The sequence below is a fragment of the Providencia rettgeri genome (assembly GCF_041075285.1).
In the GTDB taxonomy this organism is placed as follows: Bacteria; Pseudomonadota; Gammaproteobacteria; order Enterobacterales; family Enterobacteriaceae; genus Providencia; species Providencia rettgeri_G.
The window spans coordinates 3,904,221-3,924,070 of sequence record NZ_CP163512.1 but is presented as its reverse complement, the minus strand read 5'-3'; the positions used below and the strand labels follow the sequence as shown (position 1 = coordinate 3,924,070).

Genomic DNA, 19,850 nt, shown 5'->3' with positions numbered 1-19,850 from the left:
TTTAACCTTATTGCAGTAACGAAATATCTGCCACTTTTAAGAATAGCTCACGTAACTGGCTTAAAAGCGTCAAACGGTTTACTCTAACCGCTTGGTCTTCATCCATTACCATCACATTTTCAAAGAATTCATCAACAACATCACGCAAAGAGGCTAGCTCAGCAAGGGCGTCTTGATAGTTCCTTTGCGCAAACATTGGCGCTAGCTTATCTTGCAGAACAACAACATGTGTAGCAAGCTTCACTTCTTCTGGTGTTTTCAGCACAGATGCTAAAACCGTATCCGATAATTTTTCATCTGATTTGCTCAGAATATTCGAAACACGCTTATTTGCCGCTGCAAGTGCCTGTGCTTCTTCCAATGAACGGAAGTGAGTTACCGCTTTCACACGTGCATCAAAGTCTGCAGGTTGTGTTGGTCGACGCGCTAATACGGCTTGAATTGTATCAATGCTGTAGCCCAACTCTTGGTACCAAGAGCGGAAGCGACCTAACATAAATTCAACCACATCATTAACCACGTCTTTATTGGTTAACTTATCGCCGTATAAACGTGCAGCTTCTTCAGTCATTTCAACTAAATCAAGCTGATACCCTTTTTCAACAATAATACGCAGAACACCTAATGCAGCACGGCGTAAAGCAAATGGGTCTTTATCCCCTTTTGGATGCTGACCGATCCCGAAGATGCCCGCTAATGTATCCATTTTTTCAGCGAGTGCTAATGCAGCAGATACATCAGTAGACGGGAGTTCATCACCCGCAAAACGGGGTTGGTACTGCTCTTTAAGCGCTAATGCAACATCTTCTGATTCACCATCGTGACGTGCATAATGCATCCCCATGACACCTTGTGTATCGGTAAATTCGAATACCATGTTGGTCATAAGGTCACATTTTGCTAATAACCCCGCACGGGTGGCATGATTGACATCTGCACCAATTTTACTTGCAATCCAACCCGATAAAGCTTCTAAACGGTCAGTTTTATCACGCAGCGTCCCTAATTGTTTTTGGAACAATACCGTTTCTAAGCGTGGTAAATTATCTTCTAAACGTTGTTTACGGTCGGTTTTAAAGAAAAACTCAGCATCGGCTAAACGAGGACGAACAACTTTTTCGTTACCAGAAATGATTTGTTGCGGATCAGAAGACTCAATATTGGCTACGAAAATGAAATTAGGCATTAAATTGCCTGCATTATCATAAACAGGGAAATATTTTTGGTCACCTTTCATTGTATAAACCAACGCTTCTGAAGGAACCTCTAAGAATTTCTCTTCAAATTTTGCTGTTAATACAACTGGCCATTCAACCAATGAAGCAACTTCTTCTAATAAGCTTTCCGTTAAGTCTGCTTTACCGCCCAACGCTTGTGCGGCTTTTTCTGCATCTGCTTTGATAACCGCTTTACGCTCTTCGTAATCCGCTATTACTTTACCGCGTTCGCGTAAAATAGCTGGATATTGCTCAGCATTATCAATAGTAAACTCAGCTTCACCCATAAAGCGATGACCGCGAATAGTACGAGCACTTTTGATACCTAAAATTTCGCCATCAATGACATCGCTACCCAGTAACAGTGTTACAGTGTGAACAGGACGCACAAATTGTGTATCTTTATCTGCCCAACGCATCAATTTAGGAATAGGTAATTTCGCTAATGAGCGGCTAACCATATCCACCAGCAATTCGCTGACGGCTTGGCCTTTCATCTGAGCGCGATACAATAACCATTCGCCTTTATCTGTCGTCAAACGTTCTGCTTGAGCAACGGTAATACCACAACCACGCGCCCAACCTTCAGCTGCTTTAGTAGGTTGACCGTCTGCGCCAAACGCTTGAGCAATGGCAGGACCGCGTTTTTCAATTTCGCGATCCGGTTGTGATGCGGCTAAATCAGCAACTTTAAGCGCCAAACGACGCGGAGCAGCAAACCAAGTTACTGCGCCGTGAGCGATATCAGCACCATCAAGTTCTGCAGTAAAATTTGCCGCAAATGATTCAGCTAATGAACGAAGAGCCTTCGGCGGTAACTCTTCGGTGCCGATTTCCACAAGGAAAGTCTGTTGGGTCATGACAGCCTCTTAGTTCTTATGACACATAGGGAATCCCAGCGCTTCACGTGAAGCATAATATGCTTCAGCAACCCCTTTAGTCAGGGTACGAATTCGTAAAATATAGCGTTGGCGTTCAGTAACAGAAATGGCTTTACGCGCATCCAGTAAGTTGAAAGTATGAGCCGCTTTTAAGATGCGTTCATAAGCTGGCAATGGAAGTGGGATTTCCAGCGCTAACAAATGCTGTGCTTCTTTTTCATATTCTTCGAAACATTTGAAGAGAAAATCGACATTTGCATATTCGAAGTTATAGGTGGATTGCTCAACTTCATTTTGGTGATAAATATCACCGTAAGTAGTTTTACCTAACGGGCCATCACACCACACGAGGTCGTATACGCTATCGACACCTTGGATGTACATCGCCAAACGTTCTAAACCATAGGTGATTTCACCTGTTACTGGTTTACATTCAAGCCCACCAACTTGTTGGAAGTAGGTGAATTGCGTCACTTCCATGCCGTTTAGCCAGACTTCCCAACCCAATCCCCAAGCACCTAGTGTTGGGTTTTCCCAGTTATCCTCAACAAAGCGGATATCATGAACAGTTGGATCTACCCCTAACTCTTTCAACGAGCCAAGGTACAATTCTTGGATATTATCTGGCGATGGTTTGATGATCACCTGAAACTGATAATAATGTTGCAGACGGTTTGGGTTTTCACCATAGCGACCATCAGTTGGTCTGCGAGATGGTTGGACATAAGCCGCAGCAATAGGCTCAGGGCCTAATGCACGCAAACATGTCATTGGGTGAGAGGTTCCTGCGCCGACTTCCATGTCCAGTGGTTGAACAATGGTACAGCCTTGACGCGCCCAATAATCCTGTAATGTCAGGATAAGACCTTGGAAGGTTTTGGTATCAAACTTTTGCATGTTAGATCCGCACGCGATACGTTAAATTTAATGAAAGTACGCCAGTATACCCTTTGACCGACAGATATACAGCATTGAATATGTCTGTATTTATTCTAAAAATAAAAAAATATACTTTCATCCCTTTTAAACTGGTTATTTATACAGTATAAATACCTTGTTTTTTGACGCAAGTTGATTGTGATTGTAAAAAGGATGAAAAATGGGTACATCACCGACACGTTGCCATTGGGTTAATCAAGATCCTGAATATATTGCCTACCATGATAACGAATGGGGTCAACCGAATTATGATAACCATTATTTATTTGAAATGATTTGCCTAGAGGGGCAGCAAGCAGGGTTATCCTGGTACACAATTTTAAAAAAACGCCACAGTTACCGTGCGTTATTCTATCAATTTGATCCCCAACGCATTGCATTAATGAGTGAACAAGATGTTGAGCGCCTAATGCAAGACACACGCATCATTAGAAATCGTTTAAAAATCAATGCAATTATCGCAAATGCAAAAGCTTATTTAGCGATGAAGGAAAACGGGGAAGATTTTTCGACCTTTATTTGGCAGTTTGTTGGCGGGCAACCCATGATAAATCAATGGCAAAATCCATCCCAAGTTCCTGCGGAAACAGAGCTCTCAAAAAAACTCTCCAAGGCACTCAAACAGCGAGGATTTAAGTTTGTAGGTTCAATAACCTGTTATGCCTTCATGCAAGCAACTGGCATGATAAATGACCACTTAATTAATTGTTGCCAATTTAAATAATTCAGAATTTATAGATGGCTCACCTCCGTAGCAAAGAAAAATAAACTATCAAAACATTAACAATTAAAACAATATATCTATTTATTTCGCTATTTGGCATATTTTATGTTAAAAATAAATAAAAATAAGCGGTTGAACTCTAGGATTGGGCAGAGTATGTTTTAAATTCCATTAACAACCTAATAGACATATGTGAATAAATGCAATGATACTTTCTAAATTTGGTAATAAGTTCGCTCAAAATTCAGGGATTTCATTATTAATGAAAGACTTGAATGAGGGCATCAGAACCCCTGGCTCGATCATGCTTGGCGGCGGTAATCCAGCTCATATTCCCGAGATGGATAAATACTTCCAAGAATTGTTAACTGAAATGTGTGCAAATGGCCAACTGACGGACACCTTATGTAACTATGATGGTCCTCAAGGTAAAGATGCCATGTTGAAAGCGCTTGCGGCAACGCTAAAAGCACAACTAGGCTGGAACATCAGTGCGAAAAATATTGCACTAACCAATGGTAGCCAAAGTGCTTTTTTCTATCTATTTAACTTGCTAGCCGGTCGCTTTGAAGATGGTATCACCCGTAAGATCCTATTTCCTCTTGCTCCTGAATATGTCGGATATGCGGATTCAGGTCTTGATGATGACCTATTTGTTGCTAATAAACCACAAATCGAATATTTGCCTAATGGCCAATTTAAATATCGCGTTGACTTTAATACATTAGAAGTCACTGATGACATTGGTGTTATTTGTGTATCACGCCCAACAAACCCGACAGGGAATGTCATTACTGATGAAGAAGTTGAGCACTTAGATCGATTAGCAAAACAACATAATATTCCGCTACTGATAGATAATGCTTATGGCGTTCCTTTCCCAGGGATTATCTTTAGTGAAGCGACGCCATTTTGGAATGAAAATGTCATTCTTTGTATGAGTCTATCTAAGCTTGGTTTACCCGGCACACGTTGCGGTATCATTATCGCCAATGAAGAACTTATTGAAGCAGTCAGTAATGTAAACGGTATTATCAGCCTTGCCCCTGGCGGTATTGGTCCAGCTCTTGCCTTAGAAATGCTAAAACGGGATGATTTAATCTCGCTATCTAAGAATGTCATTGGTCCTTTCTACAAACAACGTGTTGAAGAGGCTATCGAGATCATTCGCCGTTATATACCCGAAGATAAATGCCTGATTCACAAACCCGAAGGCGCTATTTTCTTATGGCTATGGTTTAAAGATCTGCCGATTAATAGCTTAGAGTTATACCAACGCTTGAAAAAACGTGGGGTATTGATGGTTCCTGGTCACTATTTCTTCCCTGGTATCGAACAAGATTGGTCACATGCACACCAATGCATGCGAATGAATTATGTTCCTGAGCCTGAAAAAATTGAGCAAGGGATCAAAATATTAGCTGAAGAGTTAGAAAAGGCATACCAAGAAGTGACTTGCTAGATCATTGTAAAATGATTAAAAACAAAACATTAGCTAATTTAAAATAAAAAAAGCCCTTTCAAATAGGAAGGGCAAAAAATTAGCGAGAACTCCGTAATTGAAATCAAATCACTTTTTCAATACGAATATCATTCAAATCTATTAGAACATCTTTTTTGTTTGGTTATAGCTTGAACAAAAGCACTTTTAGCCGCTATATGTTCGGATACTTCATTTTACTATCTTGTTTTCTACCCCAGCCATAACTCACCATCTAATTGAATATTCAATAATTTTAATATTTCAATTGAAAATAAAAACGCTCCCATCAAATCGAGAGAGCGTTAGCATGTTAAGAATTAAATAGCCCAAAATAGGATTGCGAGTAATTGCGGGGAAATAATCCGTAAAAACATCGCTAATGGATAGACAGTTGCATAAGACAGCGCTGGTGCACCACTAGTTGGATGGATATTATTGGCAAATGCAAGTGCAGGAGGGTCAGTCATTGAGCCAGCCAATACACCACATAGGCTTAAATAATTCATTTTGCCAAATATTCTTGCGACAATGCCTGTAATAAATAAGGGAATAAACGTAATCAGTAAACCGTAACCAATCCATGTTAATCCATCACCGTTAATCAGTGTTTTAATAAAGTCACCACCTGAATTTAGCCCAACAACTGCAAGGAACATCACAATACCAAGTTCCCTTAAAGCAAGGTTAGCACTTGGAGGCATAAACCAATACAAGCGCCCAATTGTCCCAATTCGTCCTAAGATAAGCGCGACAACTAGCGGTCCACCAGCAAGCCCCAGTTTTAATGCCGCAGGGAAACCAGGTACAAAAACAGGGATTGACCCAAGTACCACACCAAGTCCAATCCCTAAAAACACAGGTAGCATTTGTACCTGCTGTAATTTTTGTTTGGCATTTCCCAGCAGCGCGGTAACCGCTTCAATGGATTCCGGTCGTCCAACAATATTTAAAATATCACCGAATTGCAGTACTGAATTATTATTCGCAACTAAATCAATCCCCGTTCGGTTTAAGCGAGTGACAACAACATCGTACTTTTGTTTTAAGTTCAGATCTTTGAGTCTCTTACTCAACACCGCATCATTAGTGATCACCACACGAACAGAATGCAAAATAGAACTCGATGTCGACAAAGAAGCATCAACCTCCTCCCCGAGTATCAAGCGCACTTTATTTAAATCATCTTTTTGTCCAACAACGTGCAGTAAATCACCCAAATGAATTTCCGTTGTTGGCTGCGGAACTACCAACATGTCACCACGTTTTAGCCTTGAACAAACAATGGCTTCACTACCAAGCAATGGAATATCTTGCATCATTAAACCATCAAGGTTGGCATTGCGGATCGCAATATTCATGGTTTGCAATGTATCGCGCTGTTGGATATTTGTACTATTAAAGGCAGCATCTTCTTTATCAACTGATATTCTAAAGATAATCCGCACTAACCACATCACCAGCAATATTCCACAAATCCCCATGGGATACGCCATTGCATATCCCATTCCCATCTGTCCGACAAGGTTTGGATCTGAACCTAAATCTGTAAGAATTTGCTGACCTGCACCGAGTGATGGGGTGTTTGTAACCGCCCCTGAAAAAATGCCAAGAATAATGGGGAGTGGAATATTGGCAACTTTATAAATAATGGCTGTAACTATTGCACCTAAAACCACGATCATTAATGCGAAACCATTTAGCTTCAGCCCGGAAACACGAAGTGAGGAGAAAAAACCAGGACCTACTTGAATACCAATAGTGTATACGAACAAAATTAAACCGAATTCTTGGATAAAATACAGCATGTCTTTATTAAGTTGTAAACCATAACTTTGGGCAAAGTGCCCAACAATGATCCCCCCAAAAAGAACACCGCCGATCCCCAATCCAACATTACGGATTTTCCAGTTTCCTATCCATAACCCTAGAGCGGCAGCCAACGCCAACAAACTTACAGTAAGAGCTAATTCACTCATAGACCGCATCCTTTTGACGACAAGTTACCCACAAACCAAGCCCAAATCGGCGATAAAACATACTACTGAATCGATTATGCCAAATAGAAAAAGAGTAAGATGTGGCACAGAGCACACTTTAGAATGAATTAAAATCTCTATGTCTTTGAATTTTCAGATTGATAACAAATATCAAAATAATCATTCTTTCTTTGCTTAAATCCTTCACAACTGATAAAAATAAACACAAAAAAGAAACAACTTTCATCTATGGGATATAATTAAGTATTAATTAAGAAAATGTATGTTATTTAATTAAATAATAATGCAATGTCACGATTGTGAATTTTTTGTTTTTCGATATGATGAGTCAATTAGGAATAACCAACAAAATATAGGTTAACCACCATATGCCGAGTTTAAATGCAGCACAATTGTTCGTTCTTATCACGCCATTATTTTTAAACGGTTGTTCAAGTATTATGACTCATGCAGGTCCTTCCGACGGCTATTACCCAGGATCTAGAAATAGCATCAAAATGATTAAAGATGATGAGACGGGTTGGGTAGTTAGGCCTCTCCTTGCTCTTGACCTCCCATTTTCTGTTGTTATGGATACACTTTTAATCCCTTTAGATTATGCAAAATCGGGTGATGATGGAAAAAAAGACTCACCTAAAAAACGACTAGAAGATATTGATAAAACAGAAAAAGCAGAGTAATGCCTTTAAGATTAAAAGGAAATTTCAATCGCTAATTTAAAAGTTGAATAATTAGCACCTTAGTTATTTTCTATTTATTAATTTCACATATTCTTATTATTCTATTTTGAAAAAACAATATACAACCACAACTTAACTAAAATGCCCCTATATTAAATATCCCAATTTTAAAATTTTATTGTTAAAAATTAAAATAATCAGAATATTATTCAGAGTAAAATAAAGCCATTAATGAATAAAAAGGCTTGCAGCCTTGTTTTTATTCATAAATAGAGTTAATCGCCAATAAAATGCTAACAAGATAGCCCTGTCTCTACGATATAAAGTTGCCTAAAACCATCAATATCTCGCATAAATGCAATAAGTTTGTCATTCGGTGAAAATACGACTGCATCAGCGACAGGAGCTTGTTCCGTTCGCTCAGTTAATCTCGTTAATGTTTGAGTCGCGATATGGCAAATAGTCACGCTATTATCATAAACAAAGCAGATATGTTCACCTTTACTATCCCAATTAAACGCAGATTGTATCGAAAAATCACCATGCGTAATTTGGTTTAACGCCCCTGTTAAAATATCAACTAACCACAGTTGCACATTGCCAACATCATCATGCATCAAACAAGCAATGGATTTACCGTCAGGTGAAGTACGAAGCCAATGCCTAGGCTGTTTTGCTAAACCAGGATATTTACGTTGGTGAGTATAAGTAAGACGCTTTTGGTAAACACCTTTTGGTGGTGCAGGCAGACAAGATTGCGTACCTTGCAGTGGTTTTTCTCCTGCGATCATGCAATCTTCAGGTTGTGCAGGTAAATCCACGATAAAAACTTCAGGAACGACTGTTCCATTCAAAGCATGTGTATCCCCAATAAAAACAAGTGCCCTTTCTTGCCATTGTCCATCCTGTTTTTGGTAACCGCGTTGCCCGACCCATCCTTCTTCATATGCACGGCTAATTTCATCACTATCAGGCTTAGGTTCCACTGCTGTTTCAGTCACAACACAACAAAAATAGTCACCATTATATTCACGTTCATGCTTTTTCGGCTCAATATTTACCACGCCAGCAGGTACAGCAATAGCAACATTTCGTTGATCTAACTTAGCATCTAATTCATGCATCACATGGTCATTGTAAGTAAAACTTAGCCATTTACCATCTGGGCTATATACATGAACATGCGTCCCTCCCCTAAGAGCACCAGCAATATAAGGTGGTGAAATACACATCGCATCAATAGAGTGAGCAACATTTAATTGATCATCATTAACATACACACCGCGACGATGGTGAAAGTCATAATGCCATTGTTCGTCAGGGTATTCTGGACCATGAATAAAGGCATACTGAGGAGGTTGCTGTGAGCTTACGGTGACAACACCAACGTGAGCACCATGTTCAGCTCGGTAAATTTCAACCTCATGCAATGTATTTACATGAATTTTTTCTATTGATAATCCAGTAAATGAACTGCCACTTGGACGAACATCATAAACTATCCACTGGCTATCAGGTGTCCATACATTAATGTTAGTAAGTTGATGGCTACGCTTATCATTCGTTAAACGTGTTTCTTTATAAGGTAATTTATTGTTCAATCTGTTATCCTTTCACATCATTTAATATAGCTATCGGATTACTTTAACTAATCTATTTTTCCTGATACTAGAAAATCTCAGTCGAGATATTACTAAAGTAATATTACCCTTTAGCAATAACCTTAGCATTGAATAAAACCATTATGTTATTAAGTGTGCTTTATATTATTGGTATCACCGCTGAAGCGATGACAGGAGCCCTTGCTGCCGGTAGACGTAAAATGGATGTCTTCGGTGTTATTATTATTGCCTCAGCAACTGCTATTGGCGGTGGTTCAGTACGTGATATCTTACTTGGGCACTACCCGTTAGGCTGGGTCGCACACCCTGAATATATCCTAACTGTTGCTGGCGCTGCTGTCGTGACTATCTGGATAGCACCGATGATGAAACACTTACGTCGGCTGTTTCTTATTTTAGATGCCATCGGGTTAATTGTGTTTTCTATCCTTGGTGCTCAAATTGCTCTCGATATGAATTATAGCCCTATTATTGCGGCAATTGCTGCTGTTATTACAGGTGTCTTTGGTGGTGTTCTCAGAGACATGCTATGTAATACTATCCCTCTAGTTTTCCAAAAAGAAGTCTATGCAGGGGTCTCTTTTGCCGCCGCGTGGATCTATATTGGCTTATTGCAAACCCCACTCCCGCAAGATATTGTTGTTATTATAACCCTCGTCGTTGGGCTAAGTGCGCGCTTAATTGCAATTCGCTACAGACTTGGATTACCCATATTCAACTATGAAAACCAAGATTAATTGCCCCTCTTGTTGAGCCAATTGACCATGCCTAAATAAAAACCCGTTTACCATTGAGATAGACGAGACTGAGCGCCACGCCATCCACTTTAGGTTGTAGCCATATTTCACGATGTAAACCGACTCAATCATAATCCCTAGATTCTGTTAACTTTTTAGTCCTACATAAGAATCTGGGGATTTAACAAGATGTACGTTTTAGGCTACACCGCCTCTGGTAGCACTTCAAAGAGTTGCTAACATCGACGTAAAGATTGCCATTGATGCCCTAATTGGCCATAAGTTTCATTACTCAGTCGGCTATGACTCGGGGCTGTGTATCTTTGCTGCTGATTTTTACCGCTAAAAAAGGTTAAGTTGTCTCTCAATTTATCCATAAAATAGACCATAACAATTCCTTATGAGTACAGTTCATTGTAAGTGATTAATGACTCCATACCTCTGAATGTGTTTTCTATCTTTAAGCATGAAAGTAATCCGCTTAACTTTCACTGCAAAATATGTTTTTTTGCGAAAAGCTTCGCAAGGCAAATGTGATTTACAGGAATAAACAATTAATTTCTGGAAGCTGATCGCAAATTGCTCATAGATCAAATTTCTATTCTCTACCATTCATGTTTTATTGATATCGCTGCATGTTGATAGAAGTATGTGTATACTATGTGGGGTTTATCACCATCTTTTATGTTTAACCCTCGACTATTCAAGAAATCATCATGATACAAGGTACGTTATATATTGTTTCTGCCCCTAGTGGTGCGGGTAAATCAAGCCTAATACAGGCTCTATTGAAAACACAACCGTTGTATGACACGCAAGTTTCTGTTTCACATACAACTCGAGCTGCACGACCTGGTGAAGTTCATGGTGAACACTATTTCTTTGTGTCAGAGACTGATTTCTTACAGATGGTCGAAAATGGTGACTTTTTAGAGCACGCTAATGTCTTTGGCAATTACTATGGGACATCTAAACCTATTATTGAAGACGTTTTAAAAAGCGGAGTAGATGCTTTTCTCGATATAGATTGGCAGGGAGCGCAACAAATTAGGGCAAGAATGCCTGAAGCGCGTAGCATTTTTATCCTCCCACCATCAAAAGATGAGCTTTATCGTAGACTACGTGGCCGAGGCCAAGATAGCGATGAAGTGATTGAGAAACGAATGTCGCAAGCAGTAGGTGAAATCGAACACTTCAACGAGTATGATTACCTTATCGTTAATGATGATTTCAATACCGCATTAGGCGATTTACAATCCATTATCCGCACTGAACGCTTAAAACTAGGGCGTCAAGTTCAGAGACATGATGCTTTAATCAGCAAATTACTAGCAGACTGAGAATAGTTTCAGTATCATATCAGGTCATTTTTTTATTTCTTTTGGAGTAGCACACTTATGGCACGCGTAACTGTTCAAGACGCAGTAGAAAAAATTGGTAACCGCTTTGACCTCGTATTGGTTGCAGCGCGCAGAGCTCGCCAGTTACAAACCGGTGGAAAAGATCCTTTAGTTCCTGAAGAAAACGATAAATATACCGTTATCGCACTACGTGAAGTGGAAGAAGGTTTAATTAACGGTCACATTTTGGATGTGCGTGAACGCCAAGAACAGCAAGAGCAAGAAGCCGCAGAGATGCAAGCTGTTTCTGCAATCGCTGAAGGTCGTCGCTAATTACTAAGGTGGGTCTGCCTTGTATCTGTTTGAGAGCCTTAATTTAGTTATTCAAAAGTACCTCCCTAAGGAGCAAATTGAATTACTGAAACAAGCCTATGTTGTCGCACGGGATGCCCATGAAGGACAGACCCGTTCAAGTGGTGAGCCTTATATTACTCACCCTGTAGCTGTTGCTTGCATTCTTGCTGAGATGCGTCTGGATCATGAAACACTGATGGCTGCGCTACTTCATGACGTGATTGAGGATACTCCAGCAACATTTCAAGACATAGAAGAACTGTTTGGGACAACCGTCGCAGGTCTCGTCGAAGGTGTTTCCAAACTCGATAAGCTAAACTTTCGCGACAAAAAAGAAGCTCAAGCAGAAAACTTCCGCAAAATGATTATGGCGATGGTTAAAGACATTCGCGTCATTTTGATCAAACTGGCAGACCGCACCCACAACATGCGCACGCTCGGCTCATTACGGCCAGATAAGCGTCGTCGTATAGCTCGTGAGACCCTTGAAATTTATAGTCCACTTGCACATCGGCTGGGTATACATCATATAAAAACAGAGCTTGAAGAGCTCGGTTTTGAGGCGCTTTACCCTAACCGTTATCGCGTTATCAAAGAAGTCGTTAAAGCGGCTCGTGGTAACCGTAAAGAGATGATCCAAAAAATCCTCTCTGAAATTGACGGTCGGCTCACTGAAGCCGGGGTTCCCTGTCGTGTCAGCGGTCGGGAAAAACACCTATATTCAATCTACCGCAAGATGCACCAAAAAGAGCAACGTTTCCATTCCATCATGGATATCTATGCTTTTAGGGTCATCGTTAAAGATGTGGATACTTGTTACCGTGTTTTAGGCCAGATGCATGGCTTGTACAAACCACGCCCAGGACGCATCAAAGACTATATCGCCATCCCTAAAGCCAACGGCTATCAATCCCTGCATACCTCCTTAATTGGGCCACATGGTGTTCCCGTTGAAGTCCAAATTCGCACAGAAGATATGGACCAAATGGCAGAAATGGGGGTTGCGGCACACTGGGCCTATAAAGAGCAAGGTGAACAAGGTACCACAGCACAAGTCAGAGCCCAACGTTGGATGCAAAGTCTACTTGAGTTGCAGCAAAGTGCAGGTAGTTCATTCGAATTTATCGAAAGCGTGAAATCAGACTTATTCCCTGATGAAATTTACGTTTTCACGCCTGAAGGCCGTATTGTCGAATTACCCACTGGTGCCACCCCTGTTGATTTCGCTTATGCGGTGCATACTGATATTGGCCATGCCTGTGTTGGTGCACGTGTTGACCGCCAACCGTATCCACTCTCTCAATCATTAACGAGTGGTCAAACTGTTGAAATCATTACTGCACCAGGGGCGCGTCCGAACGCTGCTTGGCTTAATTTTGTCGTCAGCTCAAAAGCGCGCGCTAAAATTCGTCAGTTGCTGAAGAATCTAAAACGAGAAGACTCAATTAATCTTGGTCGTCGACTGCTTAACCATGCGTTAGGAGCTGGAAATAAACTGTCCGATATTCCACAAAGTAATATCGATGCTGAACTGGCACGCATGAAACTCAACACAATTGATGACCTACTCGCGGAAATTGGCTTAGGTAATGCAATGAGTGTTGTCGTCGCACGTAATTTGCAAAATAATCCGCAAAGTACCCCTGAAGATCAAGCTGTCATTGAGAGCCGCAATAAGCTTTCCATCAAAGGTGCTGACGGTGTTTTAATCACCTTTGCAAAATGTTGTCGCCCAATTCCTGGTGACCCGATTGTGGCTCACATTAGCCCAGGTAAAGGGTTGGTTATCCACCATGAATCTTGCCGTAATATTCGTGGCTACCAAAAAGAACCTGACAAATTTATGGCGGTTGAATGGGATAACGAAACCGATACCGATTTCATTGCTGAAATTAAGGTAGACATGATTAACCATCAAGGCGCGCTAGCAAACCTTACAGCTGCAATTAATGATGCCAACTCAAGCATTCAGAGCATGAATACTGAAGAGAAAGATGGTCGCGTCTATTGTGCTTTCATCCGTCTGACTACCAAAAACCGTGTTCAACTGGCGAACGTGATGCGTAAAATACGTATCATGCCTGATGTTCTACGAGTAAGCCGAAACCGTAACTAACAACTATGAATGAACGCCGCTACCGCCGCATTTGCCAAATGATGGCGATGCGGCAGCCAGATCTCACAATTTGTTTGGAAGAAATCCATAAACCTCACAATGTGTCGGCAATAGTCCGCAGTGCCGATGCCGTAGGCATTCAGCAAATTCACGCTATTTGGCCTGACCAACAGGTTAAATTATCTGTCTCTTCCGCCGCTGGCAGTAACAGTTGGGTAAAAGTTATCTCCCATCAGTCAACTCAAGACGCTATTGCACACATTAAATCGCAAAATATGCAGATCTTAGCGACAAACTTATCTGAACATGCTGTTGATTTTCGTGAGATTGATTATACCCGACCAACTTGTATTATGATGGGACATGAGAAAACGGGGATTTCACAAACAGCACTTGCGCTGGCAGATAAGCACATCATCATTCCAATGGCAGGTATGGTTCAATCGTTGAATGTTTCTGTCGCCTCTGCCTTAATATTATATGAAGCGCAAAGGCAACGGCAGCTAGCAGGAATGTACGACCGTAAACACAGCATTTTATCTGTACAAGAACAGCAAGAGTGGCTATTTGAAGGGGGTTACCCTGTGTTAGCCGAAGTGGCTAAGCGCAAAGGATTATCACGCCCATTTATCAACTCACAAGGGCAAATTGAAGCCACTGATGATTGGTGGGCGCAAATGCAGCTAACCGAAAAAATGAAAAGACAACAATTTGGTTAATGAAAAGGAACTAACATGAGTCATAGGTTACTTGATACCATTTCACTGACCGCACTGCACGGAGTTGGTGCAAGCCAGTCAGAAAAAATGCGTAAAATCGGTTTGAACACCGTTCAAGACCTACTTCTTCATTTTCCACTTCGTTACGAAGACCATACCCGCTTATATCAAATCAAAGATTTGCTCCCCGGAACCACTGCAACTATCACAGGCGAAGTACTCCAAACAAAAGTGGTTTTCGGTCGAAAACGTATGATGACCTGCCTGATAACTGATGGGACAGGCAACCTAACACTGCGCTTTTTTAACTTTTCGGCAGCGATGAAAAACAGCTTAGCGGAAGGCCGACAAGTGACCGCATACGGTGAAATTCGCCGTGGCAATACAGGCCCTGAGATTATTCACCCTGAATATAAAGTATCACAAGATACTGCCAGTATTGCGTTACAAGAAAACCTGACCCCTGTTTATCCCACCACCGAAGGGGTTCGTCAAGCTACGTTGCGTAAAATAATAGATCAAGCGCTTGTCATGCTTGATAACGGTAAAATTCAAGAACTACTCCCTGAAGAGCTTAGCCGAGGCATGATCAGCCTCCCAGATGCGATACGGCTACTTCATAACCCGCCCCCAAATGTTGCACTCAGTGAGTTAGAAAAAGGCCATCACCCAGCACAAAAACGCTTAATACTTGAAGAGTTACTGGCTCACCACTTAAGTATGTTAGCCATCCGTGCTGGTAATGAACGTTTATATGCACAGCGGCTAACCCCGAGTGGCCAACTCAAATCACGGTTACTTGCGCAGCTCCCTTTCTCACCCACTAATGCACAAAACCGTGTTGTGGCGGAAATTGAGAGTGATCTTGCTAAAGACGCGCCAATGATGCGCTTAATTCAAGGGGATGTGGGATCAGGAAAAACCCTTGTTGCCGCATTAGCCGCAATATGTGCCATCGAAAATGGTAAACAAGTCGCCTTAATGGCACCGACTGAAATTTTAGCGGAACAACATGCAAATACCTTTAAACAATGGTTTGAGCCTTTAGGTATCAATGTTGGCTGGCTGGCTGGCAAGCAAAAAGGGAAAGCCCGTGAGCAACAGCAAGAAGCGATTGCAAACGGTGAGGTATCTATGGTGGTTGGTACCCATGCTATTTTCCAAGAACAAGTGAAGTTCAATGCCTTAGGTTTAGTGATTATTGATGAGCAACACCGTTTTGGCGTTCACCAGCGCCTCGCTCTGCGTGAAAAAGGGGAGCAGCAAGGTTTCCACCCTCACCAACTTATTATGACCGCTACGCCAATTCCACGCACATTGGCGATGACTGCCTATGCCGATTTAGACACTTCCGTTATTGATGAGCTCCCACCGGGACGAACGCCGATAACCACTGTTGCCATTCCAGATACACGCCGCAGTGATATTATTGAACGCGTAAGACAAGCTTGCGTAGAGGAAGGCCGCCAAGCTTATTGGGTATGCACACTCATCGAAGACTCCGAGTTATTAGAAGCCCAAGCGGCTGAAGTGACGAGCGAAGAGTTGGCACTTGCACTTCCCGAACTTAAAGTCGGTCTAGTCCATGGTCGAATGAAACCCGCAGAAAAGCAAAGTATTATGGCAGCGTTTAAAAACAATGAAATTCAATTGCTCGTGGCAACCACCGTTATTGAAGTCGGGGTTGATGTGCCAAATGCCAGTTTGATGATTATTGATAACCCCGAACGTTTGGGCCTTGCTCAACTACATCAGTTAAGAGGACGAGTCGGTCGTGGGGCTATTGCGTCCCATTGTGTCCTTTTATATAAAACCCCTCTCACACATACCGCCAAACAACGTTTGCAAGTTCTGCGAGACAGCAATGATGGTTTTGTTATTGCCCAAAAGGACCTTGAGATCCGCGGTCCGGGGGAGTTATTAGGCACAAAACAAACAGGGAATGCCGAATTTAAAGTCGCTGATTTACTCCGTGATCAGTATATGTTGCCAGAAGTGCAACGCCTTGCCCGCCATATCCAACAACACTATCCGGATAACGCCCAACAAATTATTGAACGCTGGCTCCCTGAGCGCGAACAATATAGTCACGCTTAAAAAACACATCCGTTAAAACGAAAATTGCCGTGAACTTGTCACGGCAACACCTGTTTTACTATCAACTATTAGAATATAAATTATCCCGTAATTGTTGGGAAAACGGGGAGCATCAAATACAATTTAATGACAATGGCATTCACAATATCAATAAAGAATGCCCCCACCATTGGCACAACTAAGAATGCTAAGTGAGATGGCCCCAATCTATCTGTCACCGCTTGCATGTTTGCAATCGCTGTTGGTGTCGCTCCTAGACCAAAACCACAGTGACCCGCCGCTAAAATAGCTGCATCGTAGTTTTTACCCATTATTCGGAAGGTAACAAAGATAGCATATCCTGCCATCACGCACGCTTGTACCGCAAGGATAACAATCATTGGGATGGCTAACGATGCTAACTCCCATAATTTTAGGCTCATTAATGCCATGGCTAAAAACAGTGACAAACTGACATTACCTAATACGGAAACCGCTCGGTCAAACACCCGATAAAAGCCCAGTATGGATAAGCCATTACTGAGGATCACGCCGACAAAAAGAACGCAAACAAATTTCGGTAAAGCAAAAATCGTTTCCGATAATAACGCAGAAAGGTAGTTACCGATAAGTAAACAAATAGCAATAAGCGCAATAGTTTCAATCAAAACCATTGATGTGATCATGCGACCTGACTGTGGTTTTTCAAACGCGGTTGGAACGTCTTTATCGTCGTCCAAAGTACCTGGAGTAGGAATATTTCGCGTTAGGTAACGTGCAACAGGGCCACCAATCAAGCCACCAAGGACTAATCCAAATGTTGCACATGCCATGGCCACTTCGGTTGCACTTTTGAAGCCGTAACTTTCAGAGAAAATTTTCCCCCATGCAGCACCAGTACCATGACCACCCGATAATGTGATTGAACCAGCAAGTAACCCCATTAATGGGTCTAGTCCTAGCAGTTCAGCAAGAGCTATCCCCACCGTGTTCTGGACAAGCAATAAGCCGACAACCACAAAAATAAAAATAAACAGAGCCTTACCACCTGCTTTCAAACTCGCAAGGTTAGCATTTAAGCCAATGGTCGCAAAAAATGCCAACATCATAGGTTCTTGCAGTGATAGGTCAAAAGATAAGCTCCAATCAAACAGTTGCTTCAGCAAAAGCAGACTAAAAGCGACTAACAACCCGCCAGCAACTGGCTCAGGGATTGTGTATTTTTCTAAAAAAGGAACGGTTTTAACGAGTTTCCGCCCAAGCAGTAATACTAATGTAGCTGCTACCAAAGTCCCGTAGACATCGAGATGATACATTTACGTACCTCGTCTGTTGTTAAAATTATTAAATATTAGTAAGACGTTAATATCTTCCTTAAAACGCCAAAAACAGGTGAACAGATTAGAAAAAAAAACTGTTATAAATACAAGTTAAAAGATATAAAAATGTGATGAGCTTAATTTAACTGTTACAAAATATTTTTAACGCAAACGATTGCTTTTTAAATTTATCGCTTTACAATGCGTTTTTTGTTGGTGGGAAATTAAGGTAATGAATACAGCAACGTCTGAAAAACAAAATACAGAATCAACCATAAACACTCAGAGCGAATTGATCTATAAATTAGAAGATAGACCGCCGCTTCCCCAGGCACTGTTCGCGGCTGGGCAGCATCTTCTTGCGATGTTTGTTGCTGTTATCACTCCTGCAATGCTGATCTGCCAAGCCCTCGGGTTACCAGCACACGATACCCAACGCATTATTAGCATGTCCCTGTTTGCCTCTGGTATTGCCTCGTTAATTCAAATTAGAGCATGGGGGCCTATTGGCTCAGGTTTACTGTCTATTCAAGGAACCAGTTTCAACTTTGTTGCACCTTTAATCATGGGAGGTGTTGCACTGAAACAAGGCGGCGCAGATATTCCGTCAATGATGGCCGCATTATTTGGCACGCTGTTAGTCGCCGCGCTTACTGAAGTCATTTTATCCCGCTTCTTGCATCTGGCTCGTCGCGTCATCACCCCTCTAGTATCTGGCGTTGTTGTGATGATCATAGGCCTATCACTGATCCAAGTCGGTCTCACCTCAATTGGTGGCGGTTATGGCGCAATTAGTGATAATACGTTTGGTTCCCCTGATTATTTGATATTGGCGGGGATAGTTCTCACAGTCATTATTTTACTCAATCGTCAAAAAAATCCCTACCTACGAGTTGCTTCTCTGGTGATTGCTATGGCTGTGGGCTACCTTTCTGCCTGGTGGATGGATATGTTGCCAAATGCTCAACCAACTGAGCCAAATCAATCCATTATTACTGTGCCTGAACCTTTTTACTATGGATTATCATTTGATTGGAACCTGTTGATCCCTCTGATTTTAATCTTTATGGTGACCTCTTTGGAAACCATTGGTGATATCACTGCAACTTCCGATGTTTCTGAGCAACCTGTTCGCGGTCCACTGTATATGAAACGCATTAAGGGTGGCGTATTAGCAAATGGTTTGAATTCAATGGTTTCTGCCGTCTTTAATACTTTCCCCAATTCTTGTTTCGGTCAGAACAACGGGGTTATTCAATTAACGGGTGTTGCCAGCCGCTATGTGGGTTATATCGTCGCATTGATGCTTGTTTTACTGGGACTGTTCCCTGCGGTTGCAGGATTTGTGCAACAAATTCCTGAACCTGTTCTTGGTGGTGCTACAATTGTGATGTTTGGTACCATTGCGGCATCCGGTGTTCGTATTGTTTCCCGCGAACCACTAAACCGCCGAGCGATTATGATCATCGCGTTATCCCTCGCCGTTGGAATGGGGGTTTCCCAACAGCCATTAATTCTGCAATTTGCCCCTGATTGGTTGAAAACTTTGTTTTCTTCGGGTATTGCCGCAGGTGGATTAACCGCAATTGTACTGAATTTAGTTTTCCCTCTCGAAAAATAATCTTCTATCTAAACCGTCAGAGTTG

15 protein-coding genes are annotated in these 19,850 nt (G+C 41.7%); 10 read left to right on the top strand and 5 right to left on the bottom strand.

Annotated features, from left to right (window positions below; all coding sequences use genetic code 11):
• Positions 1–7: 7 nt before the first annotated feature.
• Positions 8–2,077 carry a glycine--tRNA ligase subunit beta gene (gene glyS, locus AB6N04_RS18020; protein ID WP_369309603.1) on the bottom strand — a complete coding sequence of 690 codons (2,070 nt, stop codon included), beginning with the start codon at positions 2,075–2,077 and terminating at the stop codon, positions 8–10.
• Positions 2,078–2,086: 9 nt separating this feature from the next.
• Complete coding sequence (glyQ, locus tag AB6N04_RS18015) at positions 2,087–2,995, bottom strand: glycine--tRNA ligase subunit alpha (protein WP_369309602.1); 909 nt, start codon at positions 2,993–2,995, stop codon at positions 2,087–2,089.
• A gap of 202 nt (positions 2,996–3,197) precedes the next feature.
• Between glyQ and AB6N04_RS18010 the strand changes: the two genes are divergently transcribed.
• Both AB6N04_RS18010 and AB6N04_RS18005 read left to right on the top strand, forming a co-directional pair.
• The gene (locus AB6N04_RS18010) at positions 3,198–3,761 is read left to right on the top strand and encodes a DNA-3-methyladenine glycosylase I (RefSeq protein ID WP_369309601.1); all 564 of its coding nucleotides are present in this window, start codon (positions 3,198–3,200) and stop codon (positions 3,759–3,761) included.
• 205 nt (positions 3,762–3,966) lie between these two features.
• Positions 3,967–5,223: a valine--pyruvate transaminase gene (locus tag AB6N04_RS18005; RefSeq protein WP_369309600.1), complete on the top strand. Its 1,257-nt coding sequence runs from the start codon at positions 3,967–3,969 to the stop codon at positions 5,221–5,223.
• A 338-nt stretch (positions 5,224–5,561) separates the two neighbouring features.
• On the opposite strand, the gene AB6N04_RS18000 is transcribed toward AB6N04_RS18005, so the two are convergent.
• Positions 5,562–7,220 (bottom strand): putative transporter, encoded by a 1,659-nt coding sequence (locus AB6N04_RS18000; RefSeq protein ID WP_369309599.1) that lies wholly within the window; start codon positions 7,218–7,220, stop codon positions 5,562–5,564.
• Positions 7,221–7,609: 389 nt separating this feature from the next.
• Here AB6N04_RS18000 and AB6N04_RS17995 point away from each other — a divergent pair, with 389 nt between their 5' ends.
• A complete protein-coding gene (locus AB6N04_RS17995) occupies positions 7,610–7,921 on the top strand; it encodes a YceK/YidQ family lipoprotein (protein ID WP_369309598.1) in 312 nt (103 codons plus the stop codon).
• A gap of 293 nt (positions 7,922–8,214) precedes the next feature.
• Here the strand turns inward: AB6N04_RS17995 and AB6N04_RS17990 are convergent, their stop codons facing one another.
• Entirely contained in the window at positions 8,215–9,522 is a 1,308-nt protein-coding gene (locus tag AB6N04_RS17990; protein ID WP_369309597.1) for a DUF3748 domain-containing protein, read from the bottom strand.
• A 143-nt stretch (positions 9,523–9,665) separates the two neighbouring features.
• On the opposite strand from AB6N04_RS17990, the gene AB6N04_RS17985 reads away from it, so the two are divergent.
• The 6 genes from AB6N04_RS17985 to recG all read left to right on the top strand — a co-directional run bounded on the left by AB6N04_RS17985 (position 9,666) and on the right by recG (position 16,906).
• Positions 9,666–10,280, top strand: coding sequence for a trimeric intracellular cation channel family protein (locus AB6N04_RS17985; protein WP_206085224.1), 615 nt, complete (start codon positions 9,666–9,668; stop codon positions 10,278–10,280).
• A 716-nt stretch (positions 10,281–10,996) separates the two neighbouring features.
• On the top strand, positions 10,997–11,620 hold the full coding sequence (gmk, locus tag AB6N04_RS17980) for a guanylate kinase (RefSeq protein WP_369309596.1): 624 nt from the start codon (positions 10,997–10,999) through the stop codon (positions 11,618–11,620).
• Between the two features lie 57 nt (positions 11,621–11,677).
• The gene (gene rpoZ / locus AB6N04_RS17975; protein WP_004262665.1) at positions 11,678–11,953 is read left to right on the top strand and encodes a DNA-directed RNA polymerase subunit omega; all 276 of its coding nucleotides are present in this window, start codon (positions 11,678–11,680) and stop codon (positions 11,951–11,953) included.
• A gap of 19 nt (positions 11,954–11,972) precedes the next feature.
• Complete coding sequence (spoT, locus tag AB6N04_RS17970; RefSeq protein ID WP_369309595.1) at positions 11,973–14,090, top strand: bifunctional GTP diphosphokinase/guanosine-3',5'-bis pyrophosphate 3'-pyrophosphohydrolase; 2,118 nt, start codon at positions 11,973–11,975, stop codon at positions 14,088–14,090.
• Between the two features lie 5 nt (positions 14,091–14,095).
• A complete protein-coding gene (gene trmH, locus AB6N04_RS17965) occupies positions 14,096–14,809 on the top strand; it encodes a tRNA (guanosine(18)-2'-O)-methyltransferase TrmH (RefSeq protein WP_369309594.1) in 714 nt (237 codons plus the stop codon).
• A gap of 15 nt (positions 14,810–14,824) precedes the next feature.
• A complete protein-coding gene (recG, locus tag AB6N04_RS17960; protein ID WP_369309593.1) occupies positions 14,825–16,906 on the top strand; it encodes an ATP-dependent DNA helicase RecG in 2,082 nt (693 codons plus the stop codon).
• A gap of 80 nt (positions 16,907–16,986) precedes the next feature.
• On the opposite strand, the gene gltS is transcribed toward recG, so the two are convergent.
• The gene (gltS, locus tag AB6N04_RS17955; RefSeq protein ID WP_369309592.1) at positions 16,987–18,201 is read right to left on the bottom strand and encodes a sodium/glutamate symporter; all 1,215 of its coding nucleotides are present in this window, start codon (positions 18,199–18,201) and stop codon (positions 16,987–16,989) included.
• 235 nt (positions 18,202–18,436) lie between these two features.
• On the opposite strand from gltS, the gene AB6N04_RS17950 reads away from it, so the two are divergent.
• Entirely contained in the window at positions 18,437–19,825 is a 1,389-nt protein-coding gene (locus tag AB6N04_RS17950; protein WP_369309591.1) for a uracil-xanthine permease family protein, read from the top strand.
• Positions 19,826–19,850: the final 25 nt, after the last annotated feature.